Below are 14660 nucleotides of genomic sequence, written 5' to 3'. Positions count from 1 at the left end.
AGACGTGTGATTTATCTCGATGCTTGCGCCACTGCACCCCTCAGACCGGGGGTGCTTCAACGCATGATCGAGACCCAGGATCAGGCCTGGGCTAATCCCTCCAGCCTTCATGGATTTGGTCTGAAAGCCTCTGAAGCATTGGAGAGGGCTCGCTTTCAGATTGCTGAAAAACTCAGTGCAGATCACAGCGACGTGGTTTTCACCTCCGGAGCCACCGAGTCCATTCATCTTGCGCTTCATGGGCTCGCCGCAACACGTTCGCCAGGCAGGCTTGTGATCTCCTCGGTGGAACATCCCGCCGTCACAGGCGCGGCACGTCTGCTGACCAAGAGCGGCTGGGAGGTGACCGAATGGCCTGTTGATCAGCTGGGCAGGATCAAATTGGAATATCTGGAGGAGCTGTTGGCGCCTCCCACTCAGATGGTCTCACTGGTCTGGGGCCAGGGTGAAGTGGGCACGATTCAGCCCCTGCTGAAGGTTGCAGAAGCTTGCAGAACAAGGGGCATCACGATTCATACCGATGCCACGCAGGTGCTGAGCCAGGGCCTCCCCAGCTGGAAACATTTACCGGTTGATTTGCTCAGTGCTTCGGCCCACAAAAGCGGAGGTCCAAGAGGAATCGGCCTCTTGATGATGCGTCAGTCGTACCGCTCTGAGCTGATGCCGCTCTTTTCAGGTGGTGGCCAGGAGGGTGGCCTCAGAAGTGGGACTGAATCTGTCGTTTTGGCTGCCGGGATGGCTGCTGCGCTCGATCAGATCGAGTGCTGTGCTTCAGCCGATCTCGCGCGATCAGGACACGGCGTTGCTGATCTACGCGATGCCTTACGCGACCGATTGCTGACAGATGAACGCTTGATGGTATGTGGTGATCCAGAGAACCGTTTGCCTCACCATCTTTCATTGCTGGTCTGCGATCACAACGGCCAGCCTGTGTCAGGACGTCGGCTCGTACGCAGTCTTGATGCCTGCGGATTGGCCGTCAGCAGTGGCAGTGCCTGTTCCTCTGGCAAAGACAGCGACAGCCCAGTTTTGGTTGCCATGGGGCTTCCTCAAACCAAGTGCCGATCCAGCGTCCGACTCAGTCTTGGCCCCTGGATTGAGCGTCAGCACCTTGATGAGATTGTGCATCGCTTCCAAGCCGGACTTGAACAGTCACTCTGCAGTTGATGCTGCAGCGGCTGTACGCTCCGCCCAAACAATTTGACTGAGCCTGGTGAGCGCCGTTCTCCCTGCTGACTTATCCGAAGCTGAACAGCGGACTTTCGTTGCTCTGAGTGAGGTTCTTGGCTCCAAACGTCGTGGTCGCTGGCAAGTGACCTGGAAGTTCGAGGGTCTGCGGTTGCTTGGGCCCTCGATCAGGCTGTCTCAAGCCCTGAAGGAAAGCGGGAATGGCTTGCTCCTGGCCTGGCCAGATGCAGGAGCCGCAGCTCTGGCCAAGCGTGATGGGCCCGAGCTTGCCGACTGCTGCGTTGATCTAAATCAGCTTCAACGCGACCCTGCTTGGGCAGGCCGTGGTGATCTGTTGTTGATCGTCGGCGCTCAACCCAGCGATTACGAAACCGTCGAAGCAATCTGCAGTCAGTGGTTTGAACCGGTCGTGCTGTTGAACAGCCGTCTTGAAGATGCTGCGGTCGGAATCGGCAGCGTGGCTCGTCAGCGTCGAAAGGGATTCATGTCGACCTGGCAATCGGCCTTTCATTTGGAACCCTTTCTCCAAGGTGCTCTGATGCAAGAACATCAGCAGCAATGGGAACTGTTCCGACAGGATTCGGACGGATATCGCTGGGTCAAGCAATTCGATGTCCGTCCAGATCAAGAACAAATTGACCAAGCCCTGGCCGGTGCGGTCGACGGTTTGAGTCAGACCCTCGGGGCGATGGATCGTTTCATCGATGATCTGCGTGGTTGATTGCCATGCCCATCACTTTTAGTGTTGCCGTCTCAAGCTTTCTCCCATGGCCTTCTCTGAACGCCTTCGATCAATCTCCGTGATTGACGCAGCCGCGGCGGTTGTTGCTCTCGTGGCTGTGGGAGGTGTTCTGTGGAGTCCAAAGCTCAGTAACACGGTCGCCAGGGCCACAGGAGCCATCAAACCGGTTGAAGTCACCGTGGACGTCCGTAATACCAGTGCTGCGGATCCGGATCAATTCATTGCGAAAGCTCTCCAATCAGGCCGCACATCACTGGTGATCCGCAATCAGCCCGCTGGAAGCGTGCAACTGATCAGGGTTGACGACATCAGGCGCCAGATTGCATCCGTCTTGCCAGATGGAAGCGTTGTGATGGCGGATGACCCCAACAGGGAGATTCAGGGCATGCTTGATGCCCGTTTCGTTCTCCAAGGTGACGCCACCGTGACCTCGTCCGGTGTTGTGATGGCAGGCACCAAGCTGAAAGTGGGAATTCCTGTAGAACTTGAGGGCCGTTTCTATCGGGTGAACGGAATTGTTAGTGGAGTCTCCCTTCAATGAGAACAGCGTTCCTCACCTCAGGACTTCTTCTGACTCCACTCGCCATGCCCGTGGCTGCCAGTCAGTTGGTTCCGCTGACGATGCCACCGCCGCCACCGAACGAGCAGCCACTCCCCCAGTTGCAGCAAGGTCGTTCGTGTCCAGCTCTTCAAACGGCTCTCAGATCCAATGTTGGTAGTGAAGCGAGGGTTTGGTCCGTCACTGTTCTCAACAGCGACGGAGATGTCCTCGGAACGATCAACGGTGCCGTTCCAAGAATTCCAGCGTCCAATCAAAAGCTCATCAGCACGGCCTACGCCCTCGATCGCCTTGGCCCGGATTTTCGCTTGAAAACCCGTTTGATCCAGAGACCGGATGGTTCGATTGAACTGAACGGCCAGGGAGATCCTGATCTCGGTATCGCTGGTCTTCAGCGATTCGTTCTTGCCGTCCTTCGTCAAGGCGGTGCCAGAGGCAACTCAGTCGCTGGCGTGAAGCTGATGGTGCGCGAAGAGCCACGTAGTAACTGGTGGCCCAGCGATTGGCATCCTGCCGATCGTGGTTATGCCTATGGCGCTCCGATCACACGATTGGCCCTCACCAGCAATGCCGTTGGCGGTGCTGTTAGTGACCCCTACTCGCGTCTCCAGCGACTGTTCCAGCAAGAAGCGCTTCGTCGCGGGGGAACGGTCCAGATCCACAGGGGTCAACCTGTTGCTGAAACGCTTTCAGCTGTGCAGCAGAACACGGTCGTGTTGCACGAGGAAAGCTCGGCTCCTATGCACGCGTTGCTTAGTCTTGCCAACACTGAGAGCCACAATTTCACCGCAGAAGTGCTCATGCGCCAGGCTTCTGGTCTGTGGGATGTCAGGGCAGCCTCCCGGGCCACAGAGCGCTGGATGTTCGAGCAAGGTCTGCCGGTTCAGGGCCTGCGCGTGGCTGACGGCAGTGGTCTCTCACGCAACAATCGGGTCACGAGCAACACCATCGCTGCTCTGCTGATGCGCATGGATCAGCACCCGTTCTCCGCCTATTACCAAGCCTCAATGGCCATTGCCGGACAGAGAGGCACCCTGCGTAATTTGTATCGAGGCAGCGTTCTTGACGGTCGATTCAGAGGCAAGACAGGAACCATCAGCGGAGTTCGCAGCATTTCCGGTTATCTGCAGACCGTCGATGGACCCAGGTACGTGAGCATGATTTCCAACGGATCGGTACGCCCCAATACGGTGATGGGGCAAATCCTTCGATCCGTGAAGAGATTCAGCCCATGCCCCTCATCTGTCGAACCCGTGAAGCGGCCCGGCGTGCTCGGCTGATTGGGACGGTTTTGCCGTCCTTGGCTTCAACCTCGGATGACTCCGGTCGACCCGTTTGGATTTTGACTAATTCATGACGTCCGGCCAGAACAACCTGAGCCATCTCTTTGAGTCTCTGCTCGAGTTCACCGAGGGTTTGTTCCGCATAACGGTTGGCCCCGTCCTGAACATTCCCAGCTTCCTGGCGGCTGCGCTGAATCAGCGTTTCACATTGCTGCTGCGTCTGCTGTCGGAACTGCAGAGCATCTTGATGCAGTCGCTCCGCTTCAGTCTGAGCTTCTTTCTGCAGGCGAAGTCCTTCCACACGAATTTGCTCGAGCTCCTGGAGTGACTGCTGCCGATTGCGCTCATGCTGCTGAGTTAGCTGTTGCTTGAGTTCGTTGGCTTCCTGATCGAGCTGTTGCCGGCGTTGCAGTGATTCCTGCTCAAGCTGTTGGCGACGGGATGCGAATTGCTGCTCAAGCTGTGCGTGCTTCGACTGCATGTCGTGCTCCATCTGGGCGGACTGCTGGCGAACGCCCTGCAGCATCTGCTCGCACTGCTGACGAACTTGTTCACGCATGTCGTTGACCTGACGTTCCGCCTCCTGACGGATGGATGCCTGAGCAAGAAGCTGTTCGCGCTGTTGTTGGGCTTTGTTGACGATCTCGTCGGCCTGTGCACGCGCAGTGGAAATGAACTCATCCCGCTTCTGGAGCAGTTGGTCAGCCTGCTCGACCTGAGCGGGCATGGCTTCACGCACCGCGTCAAGCAACTCAACTGCATCTTGCTCATTCACGAGCCGTCCACCACTGAAGGGGATGCGACTTCCCTCCAGCACGATCTCCTCGAGCTGGTCGAGCTGGTCGATTACGGAGAACCGGATCTCGCTCATCGCTGCGGTTGGTTGAAAGCCGAATTAAAGAACCTCATGAGGTCCTCCGCCACCACCGGCGGGACCATATGAACAACAGATCCACCGAAACGAGCTACTTCCTTCACTACTGAACTGCTGAGAAAGCTGTAGTGAGCTGATGTGCTGAGGAAGACCGTCTCAAAATCAGGATCCAGTGACCGGTTGGTATGGGCGATTTGCAGCTCGTATTCGAAGTCGCTCATCGCACGCAGACCACGCAGGATGAGTCGCGTGCCATTGGATCTGGCGCATTCGACGGTGAGACCGTCAAAACTGATCACACGCACATTGTTGAGATGGCTCGTGGAGAGACGGATCTGATGAAGTCGCTCATCCAGTGAGAAGGCGGGTGATTTCCCAGGGTTCTGAAGCACCGCAACGATGAGTTCCTCCACCAGGGAAGATCCGCGTTCGATCAAATCAAGATGACCAAGCGTCAGAGGATCGAAGCTGCCTGGATAGAGCGCTTTCATCTCAACAACCTCAGCGGGAGCTGGCCGGATCCTATGCACACCGGCATCACTAGATTCTCGGCATGCCCACCCTGCTCGAGCAACCTGATCGCCTGGAACGTCGGCTGAAGGACATCCCGACCGAACCTGGTTGCTACCTGATGCGTGACGCTGACGATCGTGTGCTTTACGTGGGCAAATCCAAGAGTCTGCGCAGCAGGGTGCGTAGCTATTTCCGCAGTCGCCACGATCTGAGCCCGCGCATTCGCTTGATGGTGCGTCAGATCTGTGAGATCGAATTCATCGTGACAGATAGCGAGGCAGAAGCTCTCGCGTTGGAATCCAACCTGATCAAGAACCAACAGCCGCACTTCAATGTGCTGCTCAAAGATGACAAGAAATACCCCTATCTCTGCATTACCTGGAGTGAGCCTTACCCGAGAATTTTTATCACCCGGCGTCGACGTTTTCGTAGTCCGTTGGATCGCTTCTACGGTCCCTATGTGGATGTGGGGTTGCTGAGACGAACCCTCTTTCTCGTGAAGCGGGTGTTCCCGCTCAGGCAACGCCCCAGGCCACTCCATCAGGACCGCACCTGTCTGAATTACAACATCGGACGTTGTCCTGGTGTTTGCCAGGAGAAAATCAGCTCAGAGGATTACCACCGCACGCTGCGCAAGGTGGCGATGGTTTTTCAGGGGCGCAGTGATGAGCTTCAGAAACTCCTTCATCAACAGATGGAGCGTTACGCCGAACGACTGGATTTCGAAGCAGCCGCAAAAGTGCGTGATCAGCTCAAGGGACTCGATCAGCTCACTGCAGATCAGAAAATGAGCCTGCCTGATGCTTCCGTTAGCCGTGATGTTATTGCCATGGCGGCCGATGAACGGCTTGCTGCTGTTCAGCTCTTTCAAATGCGTGCAGGAAAGCTCGTTGGTCGACTCGGGTATATGGCTGATGCCTGTAATCAGGATCCCGGACAGATCCTTCAGCGGGTGATCGAGGAGCATTACAGCCAGGTGGATGCGGTTGAGATCCCGCCTGAGCTGTTGGTGCAGCATCCACTTCTCCAACAGCCCTTGCTTGAGGAGTGGCTGACGGAACAGCGCGAACGCAAGGTTCAGATTCACTGCCCCAAGCAGCGACAGAAGGCAGATCTGATTGAACTGGTCCAGCGCAATGCCGACTATGAGCTCCAACGGGCGAAACAGGGTCAGGAGCAACAGGCGCTCGCCACCGAAGATCTGGCTCAGCTTCTGGAACTACCTTCGCCGCCTCGACGGATCGAGGGCTATGACATCAGTCACATTCAGGGCAGCGATGCCGTTGCATCCCAGGTGGTGTTCATTGATGGGCTGCCCGCCAAGCAGCACTACCGCAAGTACAAGATCCGCAGCAGCAGTATCAGGGCTGGTCACAGCGACGACTTCATGGCCATGGCTGAAATTATGCGGCGCCGTTTCCGCCGCTGGGCACGCGCCAAGGCTGAAGGCGTCGATGTCGGAGCTCTGCGACACAGAGGCGGAAGTGCTCTGCAGACCGATGGTCTCAACGATTGGCCTGATGTGGTGATGATTGACGGCGGAAAAGGTCAGCTCTCCGCGGTGATGGAAGCTCTCAGAGAGCTGGACCTGCAGGAGGATCTCAACGTCTGCTCTCTGGCCAAACAGAGAGAGGAAATTTTTCTGCCAGGTGAAAGTCATCCGCTGGAGAGTGAACCCGATCAGCTCGGCGTGGCTCTGCTGCGTCGCCTTCGCGATGAAGCTCACCGCTTTGCTGTGAGCTTTCATCGACAGCAACGGGGTGAGCGCATGAAACGTTCACGTCTGTCTGACATTCCTGGTGTTGGACCTAAACGGGTGAAGGATCTGTTGGCCCATTTCCATTCCATCGACGCCATTCAGCTGGCACCTGTGGAGACCCTCGCTCAGGCGCCAGGTGTCGGGCTGGCACTGGCCAGAGATATCCATCGTTTTTTCCACCCTGATCAGGATGCAGAGCAGGATGGGCAGATTCCAGACCCGGGCTCCTCGACACCATGATCCGTGCTTTCACATTGGCCGCACTGGTGATGGGTCTGATGATCGGTTTGGTCTCCCCTTGCGCGGTCTTCGCCTCACCGGGACTCTGCACCGGGCCTGTCTGTGCGGATGACATCACACGCAGCGCCAAGAATCACTGGCAGCTCGTGCTGAAACTCAACGACCAGCTGGGCCATCGAGAAAAGGTCGTGATGAACTGCAGGGCAGGTCAGCTCAGCCCCATGTCAGGTCCGGTGGACAGGGCCTATGCCACATCCATCGGACGACGTGCGTGTCGTCTGGCGGGGGAGGGCTGAGATTGGAGCTCACCGTTGTCTATCCGCATCAGCTGTTTGCTGATCACCCAAGCCTGAACACAGGCCGGGCGGTGGCGCTGATTGAGGATCCGCTCTTCTTTGGCACGGATCCGCACTGGCCGATGCAGGTGCACCGTCAGCGTCTGTTGCTGCATCGATGTTCCATGGCTCTCTACGCAGAAGGCCTGCGTGCACGAGGCTTCACTGTGCTGGAACGTCGCCATCTGCAGTCGCCTGACACGCAGGGACATCTCCAGGCTCTCTTCGCCATGGGCTACAAGCACTTCCATCTGGCTGATCCTGTCGACGACGTGCTCAGTCAGCGCCTGAATCGATTTGCAGAACAGAACGGTTGCAACCTCACAATCACTGCCACTCCGATGTTGCTGACGCCGGATTCCGTCATCAACGAGCACTTCGCCACAGGTCGCAAGCCGCTCATGGCCAAGTTCTATGAGATGCAGCGCAAACGTCTGAATGTTCTGCTTGAAGTGGATGGTGGCCCCGTAGGAGGTCGTTGGAGTTTTGATGCGGACAACCGCAAAAAGCTTCCCAAAGGAATCGTTGTTCCTCAGGAACCAACAGCCAGCTCAGCAGCTGTAGTGGACCGGTCACGTCAGGAGCTGGAACAGGAAAATCTGCCGTTGATCGGTCGCTGGGATCTATTTGCCTATCCCCTGGATCACAAGTCAGCGGATGCCTGGCTTCAGACCTTCCTCAGCCAGCGATTGAGAGATTTCGGCTCCTATGAGGACGCCATCAACACACAGCATCGGGTGATGTGGCACAGCGTGCTTACGCCGATGCTCAATATCGGTCTCTTGACACCTCAACAGGTTCTCGATCGCACGCTTGAACGGGCTGCTGAGGGGGATGTGCCGCTCAATTCACTTGAAGGTTTCATTCGCCAGATCATCGGCTGGCGTGAGTTCATGGCCGCAATGTACAAGCGCCATGGGGTGGAGATGCGCACCGGCAATTTCTGGGACTTCGATGACAGGCCCATCCCCGAGGCCTTTTACCTGGGCACAACCGGCCTGCCCCCAATCGATGACGCCATTCACCACGCTCTGGACACTGGCTATTGCCATCACATCGAGCGTTTGATGCTGCTGGGCAATGTGATGCTGCTTTGCGGCTTTCATCCCAACCGTGTCTACCGCTGGTTCATGGAGCTGTTCGTCGATGCCTATGACTGGGTGATGGTCCCGAATGTGTATGGCATGAGTCAGTTTGCTGATGGAGGCCTTTTTTCCACCAAGCCCTATCTCTCCGGCTCGAATTACGTGCGCAAGATGTCGGATTACCGCAAAGGAGAGTGGTGCGACATCTGGGATGGACTTTTCTGGAGTTTCATCAAGACACACGAGGACTTCTTCCGTGGTCAGTTTCGGCTGGCGATGATGGCTCGCAACCTGGACCGTATGGATCCAGAGGTGTTGCTGTCTCATCAACGCCGGGCTGAGGCATTCCTTGACTCGATGACCTGAACCCTGCCTATGGTCAATTCATACCGTTCCTTGTGATGTCGCTTCCCCCTGAGGCCTATCTCTGGTTCAAAACACTCCACATCGTTGGTGTTGTGGTTTGGTTTGCAGGCCTCTTCTATCTGGTGAGGTTGTTCATTTATCACGTTGAAGCTGAAGAGCTGGAACCAGAACTGCGCGTGCCCTTCCAGCAGCAATACAGCTTGATGGAGAAGCGCCTCGCCAACATCATCACGACCCCTGGGATGGTGGTTGCGGTTTCGATGGCGATTTGTTTGTTGATTGCCCAGCCAGCCTGGCTTCAGCAGGGCTGGATGCACGCCAAACTTGCCTTTGTGGCAGCGCTGCTGGCTTATCACGCCTTCTGCTATCGAGTAATGGGTCAGTTGCAGGCAGGCACCTTCAGCTGGAACGGAAAACAGCTGAGGGCACTGAATGAACTGCCGACATTGTTGCTGGTGATCGTGGTGATGCTGGTGGTCTTCAAGACCCAGTTCCCCACTAGCGCTGCCACTTGGTTCATCGTCGCTCTGGTGGTGTTCATGGCGGGCTCCATCCAGTTTTATGCCCGCTGGCGCCGGCTTCGGGCTGAGTCTGCTGCAAGCGAGGCTGCAGCGAGTGAGGTTGCGTCCCATGAAGCTGCAGGCAACACCGCAGCTAACGAAGCCGCCTCAACAAAGGCGTCCCATGCCGGCTGACCACCATCCGCTGAGGTCTGTCCTGGAGACAGTTGGGCCTGACAGCTGTCCAGGTCAGTTCAATTTTCATTGCCATACCCTCTGCAGTGACGGCAGTCTTGAACCTCTTGCCTTAATTCGGCAGGCGTCCTCCAAGGGACTGACCCAACTGGCTGTGACGGATCACCATTCCAGTGCGTCCTTCCAACCCATGCAGGACTGGCTCAAGCAGCAGCGAGATCTTGGAGAGACGGTCCCCAACCTCTGGAGCGGTATGGAAATCAGCGCAATCCTGCGCGGTTGCCTAGTGCACGTGCTCGCCCTCGGTTTCGAACATGCCCACAGGTCACTCGCTGTTTACAACCGTGGAGATGCAGCTGTGGGAGAAGCCCTCAGAGCCGACAGCGTATGTCAGGCGATTCATGACGCCGGAGGGCTGGCGATTCTTGCCCATCCAGGCCGGTACAGAGTTGGCTTCGCTGATCTGATTGATGCCGCTGCAGAACTTGGATTTGATGGGGGTGAAGCTTGGTACGACTACGACATGCAAACCCGTTGGAGTTGGTCTCCAGTGGTCTGTGAAGCCATTGATCGTCGCTTGAAGAACCTTGGCCTTTTGCGTACGTGTGGAACAGACAGCCACGGCTTTGACCTAGAAGGTCGCTAAGTTCGACGCACTTCCCTGTCTGCGGGTATGGGCCTCTTCGATCGTCTGCTTAATTCCAGCTCGGATCAAAACGACCCTCAATCGGGTCCAAAGGCAGAGAAAGCCAAGCCGGAAGCCTTCTTCCTAGACAGTGATAACGCTTCGTCGCTAGGAGATCGCGATTACATGCGCGAAGCCAAAACGATTCGGCGGACTTTCCCTGGAACACTCGATAGTCCAGGAGGTAAGGAACTGGTCACCGAGGTCGATGCGATGGACCTCACGGTCGACAAGCGCACTGAAGGGCTTGGTGGAACCAAGGTCAAAGAGGAGGTGACCAGGGTCATCCAAGACGGCATTCCCAAGCCGGTGAAGAAAACCTTTGCTGAAACGATGACCCAGTCAGAACTGGATCAGAGACTCAAAGGAAATGCCTTGATCCAAGCAGGAGTGAACGCCAAGGCTGCCCCGGATGCGGCTCCTCTGGCCCGTAAGCAAGAGCTCAAACCCAAAGAGGAACCGAAAGCGTCCACTTCAGGTTCTCAGAAGAGCAACAAGCCCGGTTCAATCGATCCGTTCCTTTCGATGGTCCGGGACCTCAACAAATAATTGTTCGTCTCAGACGCCGAAGTTTCCTCCTTCAACCGCTCGCTCTGAGTCGAGCAACACGCGTCTGATCTCATCAAGCAACATGCCATCGGCATCTGACCACAGCCCCCTTGTGGCTGCTTCCAGACAGCGTTCTGCCATATCTCTCATGACCCAGGGATTTCGTTTCAACAGGAAGTCTCTGACATCTGCAGCAAGCAGCCAACGCTCAGCGATTTGGCTGTAACACCAATCAGGGACAGCACCGGTTGTGGCGTCGTAGGCGAACAGGTAATCAAGGCTGGCCCCCATCTCGAAGGCCCCTTTGTATCCGTGCTGCTTCATCCCCTCGATCCAGCGTGGGTTGAGCAGCCGACTGCGGACGACCTTGTCGATCTCACGATCCAGTCGATGAATCCGCAACCGTTCGCTGCGGGAATGATCAGCGAAAAACAATTTCGGATCGTTGCCGCTTACTCGGTTTACTGCTGCAGCCAACCCCCCATGAAACTGGTAGTAGTCATCGGAATCCAACAGGTCGTGTTCCCTGTTGTCTTGGTTGTGCAGCACAACCTGAACGTCCTGAAGAGCCTGTTCGAGTCCCACCCTGTCGTGATGGGCTTTCGCGTCGGAGTCATAGCTCCAGGAACTCCAGGCCAGATAAGCCTCTCCAAGCTGATCACGCCGTTCCCACTGACCTGAGTCGATCAGGGCCTGAAGGCCAGCGCCATAGGAGCCTGGTGCGGATCCGAACAGACGGGCCTGAGGTCCGCGGCTGCGAGTGAGAGCTGCCAGGGGATTGTCCCTCTCGGCCTCCTCAAGCCCAGCAACCATGGACAAGGCGCGATCGACCCAGGCAAGCAGCTGTGGAAAGGCATCCCTGAACAGACCCGACATGCGCAGAGTGACATCCACGCGTGGTCGCTCCATCAGGGTCAAGGGAATCAACTCAAGATCCACCATGCGCCGAGTTGGGCCATCCCAGACGGGCCGCACGCCAAGCAGGGCAAACATCTGCGCGATGTCTTCGCCTCCATTACGCATGGTGGCTGTTCCCCAGACCGACAACGCCAGGTGCCGCAGGGGTTCCCCCTCCTCTAGTTCGTAAAGATCCAGCAGTTGTTCCGCGCTGCGACGACCCAGATCCCATGCAGCTTCTGTGGGTAGACCTCTCAGATCAACGGAATAAAAGTTTCGCCCCGTCGGCAGAACGTCATCTCGTCCACGGGTTGGTGCGCCAGAAGGACCGCTAGCGATCCGGCGACCGCTCGCTGCCGCTAGGACGGCCTGATGCTCATGACTGGCGGATTGCTGCAACCGAGGCCAGAGATCAGTCTTGATGAACTGGAGTGGACCGGGTAGTGGCTCTGAGCTGAGTAGTTTCTGAAAGACATGATCCAGCGGTGGGGCCTGGTCGTGCTGCTGCGATCCATCGGCCTCGATCAGCTGCAGGAGAAGTCGTTCAGCCTGTGCCTCGATCCACTCGAGCGCATCACTGAGTCGCCGAGGCTGATAGCAGCCATGGCGTTCCAGGATTTGTCGATCCTGGTCAGATAACAAAGCTCCGTCCTCGTCTTTCCAGGGATCGCATTCAAGGCCGACACTGCGGCTCATCCACTGGGTGAGTCCAGGACGATCAGCTGTGGGGGAGCGAGCAATCGCCAGCAACAACTCAGCCAGTTGGGTTGGTTGGGGATGGTCCCCAAGCCGATGCAGGCCAGTCCTGATCTGTGCTTCTTTGAGTTCACACAAGTAGGTCTCAACCTGCTCGAACAAGTCACCGATCTGTGCTGATGAGCTCTGCCTCGACAGGAAGCTCTCAATCGATGGCCAGTTCAGATCGATCAGCAGTTGGATCAGCTGTTGTTGGATCTGATCGCATCGGGAGGCACCGAGTTGCCTTGCTTCGATGTACTCGTCCAGAAGTGATTCCAGAGACAGCATGGATCCATGCAGTCCAGCCCTGCCGAGAGGAGGTGTGAGGTGGTCCAGAATCACTGCATGCCCCCTGCGTTTGGCCTGTGACCCTTCGCCTGGATCGTTGACGATGAAGGGATAAAGATGGGGGATGGCACCCAGTGCGAGCGCAGGGGCACAAGACGGACTGAGACCGACTGACTTGCCAGGCAGCCATTCCGCACTGCCGTGCTTCCCCACATGCAGCATCAGTTGACAGTGGTGGATCTCCCGTAGCCAGAGGTACTGAGCCAGATAGCGATGGGGAGGGGGAAGATCTGGAGAATGCAGATCACTGAGCTGATCTGCGTCGTAACCACGACTGGGCTGGACCAGAACCACAACATGGCCGAATCGCACACCATGGATGGCGAAGCCAAGCGGCTCAAGATCAACAGCATGCTCTGGTTCACCCCAATGATCCAGAATCGGCAACTTGGCGGCCTCAGGCAACGATGACCACCAGCGCTGATAGTGAGAAAGCGGCAGATGGGTGAGCGGTGGCCTGATCTGACTTTCTGGATCGTTCGTACGAGCGTTGAGAATCTGTTGGATCAACAGATCAGGATCCTTCGGTAGAGGCTGTTCACCGAGATTGAATCCGTCATCGCGCAGCCAGCGCAGGATGTTGAGACAACTGGCGGGCGTATCCAGACCCACGCCATTGGCCAGGCGACCGTTTCTGAGAGGGTAATTCGCCAGGACCAGTGCCACTGAGCGCTGTTCGGCCTGTGTGGATCGCAAGTCGACCCAGGCCCTGGCATGCTCAGCAATCCAGTTCAGCCCAGCGCCATCAGGCTCCAGGCGTTTAACCGCTGTGCACAAACGCTCATCCGCGTGGTCCACTTCGCGGAAGGCGCCGATCCGCGTTGTGATGCGACCATCCAACTCCGGCAGCACAACCTGAAGGGATAGATCAACGGGATCAAGGCCTTGAAACGAGTCCTGCCAGCGCTCACGGGAACGTCCGGAGCTCAGCATCTGCAGAACGGGACGATCCAGGTCATCCCAGAGGGGTGCACCCAGTCCTGCTTCCGAAAACTGAACAGATGCGAATGACGTCGAGGTGATCACCAGCTCCACGGCCTGTTGCCGGTACAGATCCTTCACAGCCCGCTGAACGGCAGGATCACGCAGGCTGCTCACCCAGAGTGCCTTGGGCACCAGTCCATACGCTCGCAGGGTTTTGAGCAGAACATCGCACCAGCGAACATCCGCTGATTGGCGATGGGCGCGGTAGAGAAGCACGCCGATTGTCGGTCCTTCTTCCTGTCGCCAGTCGTAGGGGTCAGGGTCGGGGCTGGCCGTTAGCGTCAATGACGGTGCATCGATGGCAGACGTCTCGCCTGAAGCCGTGGACAGGATCCATTCCAGACCGTCGAGCCAACGCTGCAGGTTGTCTGCTCCTCCTTCGCGCAGCAGCCTTGCCATGGCATCACAGAGGTGATCAGGCTGACTGCTGAGTGGATGGAGTTCACGCTCCTGTTCAGGCGTGCCAGCCAAAACAAGCAGTTGCCGACCCTTCTGTTTCGCAAGCCATGAGCAGCACTGTTCAAGGCCATAGGACCAGTGACCACGACCTCCGAGCAATCTGATCACGATCAGTTGCGTCTTATCGGTGCAAAGGGCCAGGTAATGATCGATCTGAGCCGGATGGGACAGGGCATCCAGCGGCAGCGCACGGATTCCGTCTTGCCAGATCGGTTTCGTCTGCGTGTCTAGAACCCTTGCTAGGGCAGAGATGTCCGAGCTGGCGCTGGTCAGAAACAAGACCGGTGCAGTGGGTTGCTCCACGTAGGAGATCGGCCCATCGGTGTCGGCCCCCGGCAGGCTGCTTAGGCGATGCATGTCC

The 14660-nt window shown here is 57.1% G+C and carries 13 protein-coding genes; 10 read left to right on the top strand and 3 right to left on the bottom strand.

Annotated features, from left to right (window positions below):
- Window positions 1-6: 6 nt before the first annotated feature.
- Genes DXY37_RS08410 through DXY37_RS08395 form a run of 4 tightly spaced genes read left to right on the top strand, consistent with a single transcriptional unit; the run spans window position 7 to window position 3769 of the window.
- A complete protein-coding gene (locus DXY37_RS08410) occupies window positions 7-1167 on the top strand; it encodes a cysteine desulfurase family protein (RefSeq protein ID WP_371638028.1) in 1161 nt (386 codons plus the stop codon).
- Between the two features lie 46 nt (window positions 1168-1213).
- Entirely contained in the window at window positions 1214-1909 is a 696-nt protein-coding gene (locus tag DXY37_RS08405; RefSeq protein WP_115126221.1) for a DUF1995 family protein, read from the top strand.
- Window positions 1910-1955: 46 nt separating this feature from the next.
- Window positions 1956-2471, top strand: coding sequence for a DUF4330 domain-containing protein (locus DXY37_RS08400; RefSeq protein WP_115126220.1), 516 nt, complete (start codon window positions 1956-1958; stop codon window positions 2469-2471).
- A complete protein-coding gene (locus DXY37_RS08395; RefSeq protein WP_115126219.1) occupies window positions 2468-3769 on the top strand; it encodes a D-alanyl-D-alanine carboxypeptidase/D-alanyl-D-alanine-endopeptidase in 1302 nt (433 codons plus the stop codon). The genes DXY37_RS08400 and DXY37_RS08395 overlap by 4 nt, the downstream gene beginning before the upstream one ends.
- On the opposite strand, the gene DXY37_RS08390 is transcribed toward DXY37_RS08395, so the two are convergent.
- Complete coding sequence (locus tag DXY37_RS08390) at window positions 3714-4643, bottom strand: hypothetical protein (RefSeq protein WP_115126218.1); 930 nt, start codon at window positions 4641-4643, stop codon at window positions 3714-3716. The genes DXY37_RS08395 and DXY37_RS08390 overlap by 56 nt on opposite strands.
- On the bottom strand, window positions 4640-5137 hold the full coding sequence (gene coaD / locus DXY37_RS08385; protein ID WP_115126490.1) for a pantetheine-phosphate adenylyltransferase: 498 nt from the start codon (window positions 5135-5137) through the stop codon (window positions 4640-4642). Before coaD ends, DXY37_RS08390 begins: the two co-directional genes overlap by 4 nt.
- A 62-nt stretch (window positions 5138-5199) precedes the next feature.
- Between coaD and uvrC the strand changes: the two genes are divergently transcribed.
- From uvrC to DXY37_RS08355, 6 genes are read left to right on the top strand one after another with little or no spacing between them, the layout of a single operon-like run.
- Window positions 5200-7158, top strand: a complete 1959-nt coding sequence (uvrC, locus tag DXY37_RS08380) for an excinuclease ABC subunit UvrC (RefSeq protein WP_115126217.1) — start codon at window positions 5200-5202, stop codon at window positions 7156-7158.
- A gap of 29 nt (window positions 7159-7187) precedes the next feature.
- Window positions 7188-7454: a hypothetical protein gene (locus DXY37_RS08375; protein WP_115126489.1), complete on the top strand. Its 267-nt coding sequence runs from the start codon at window positions 7188-7190 to the stop codon at window positions 7452-7454.
- Between the two features lie 2 nt (window positions 7455-7456).
- Window positions 7457-8944, top strand: coding sequence for a cryptochrome/photolyase family protein (locus DXY37_RS08370; RefSeq protein WP_115126216.1), 1488 nt, complete (start codon window positions 7457-7459; stop codon window positions 8942-8944).
- A 35-nt stretch (window positions 8945-8979) separates the two neighbouring features.
- A complete protein-coding gene (hemJ, locus tag DXY37_RS08365) occupies window positions 8980-9639 on the top strand; it encodes a protoporphyrinogen oxidase HemJ (RefSeq protein WP_115126215.1) in 660 nt (219 codons plus the stop codon).
- On the top strand, window positions 9629-10285 hold the full coding sequence (locus tag DXY37_RS08360) for a PHP domain-containing protein (RefSeq protein WP_115126214.1): 657 nt from the start codon (window positions 9629-9631) through the stop codon (window positions 10283-10285). The genes hemJ and DXY37_RS08360 overlap by 11 nt, the downstream gene beginning before the upstream one ends.
- A 27-nt stretch (window positions 10286-10312) precedes the next feature.
- The gene (locus DXY37_RS08355) at window positions 10313-10873 is read left to right on the top strand and encodes a hypothetical protein (RefSeq protein WP_115126213.1); all 561 of its coding nucleotides are present in this window, start codon (window positions 10313-10315) and stop codon (window positions 10871-10873) included.
- Window positions 10874-10882: 9 nt separating this feature from the next.
- Here DXY37_RS08355 and cobN read toward each other — a convergent pair whose 3' ends face one another.
- Window positions 10883-14656: a cobaltochelatase subunit CobN gene (gene cobN / locus DXY37_RS08350; protein ID WP_115126212.1), complete on the bottom strand. Its 3774-nt coding sequence runs from the start codon at window positions 14654-14656 to the stop codon at window positions 10883-10885.
- Between the last annotated feature and the right edge of the window lie 4 nt (window positions 14657-14660).

The sequence above is a fragment of the Synechococcus sp. GEYO genome (assembly GCF_900473955.1).
Classification (GTDB): Bacteria; Cyanobacteriota; Cyanobacteriia; order PCC-6307; family Cyanobiaceae; genus Synechococcus_C.
The sequence above is the reverse complement of the archived record's forward strand: the minus strand, read 5'-3'. Positions and strand labels throughout refer to the sequence as shown.

Excerpts from the sequence above, each read along its gene's own strand:
- DXY37_RS08355 (WP_115126213.1), top strand. The coding sequence starts at position 10,313 with ATGGGCCTCTTCGATCGTCTGCTTAATTCCAGCTCGGATCAAAACGAC.
- hemJ (WP_115126215.1), top strand. The coding sequence starts at position 8,980 with ATGTCGCTTCCCCCTGAGGCCTATCTCTGGTTCAAAACACTCCACATC.
- coaD (WP_115126490.1), bottom strand. The coding sequence starts at position 5,137 with ATGAAAGCGCTCTATCCAGGCAGCTTCGATCCTCTGACGCTTGGTCAT.
- DXY37_RS08375 (WP_115126489.1), top strand. The coding sequence starts at position 7,188 with ATGGGTCTGATGATCGGTTTGGTCTCCCCTTGCGCGGTCTTCGCCTCA.
- DXY37_RS08395 (WP_115126219.1), top strand. The coding sequence starts at position 2,468 with ATGAGAACAGCGTTCCTCACCTCAGGACTTCTTCTGACTCCACTCGCC.
- cobN (WP_115126212.1), bottom strand. The coding sequence starts at position 14,656 with ATGCATCGCCTAAGCAGCCTGCCGGGGGCCGACACCGATGGGCCGATC.
- DXY37_RS08360 (WP_115126214.1), top strand. The coding sequence starts at position 9,629 with ATGCCGGCTGACCACCATCCGCTGAGGTCTGTCCTGGAGACAGTTGGG.
- uvrC (WP_115126217.1), top strand. The coding sequence starts at position 5,200 with ATGCCCACCCTGCTCGAGCAACCTGATCGCCTGGAACGTCGGCTGAAG.
- DXY37_RS08390 (WP_115126218.1), bottom strand. The coding sequence starts at position 4,643 with ATGAGCGAGATCCGGTTCTCCGTAATCGACCAGCTCGACCAGCTCGAG.
- DXY37_RS08400 (WP_115126220.1), top strand. The coding sequence starts at position 1,956 with ATGGCCTTCTCTGAACGCCTTCGATCAATCTCCGTGATTGACGCAGCC.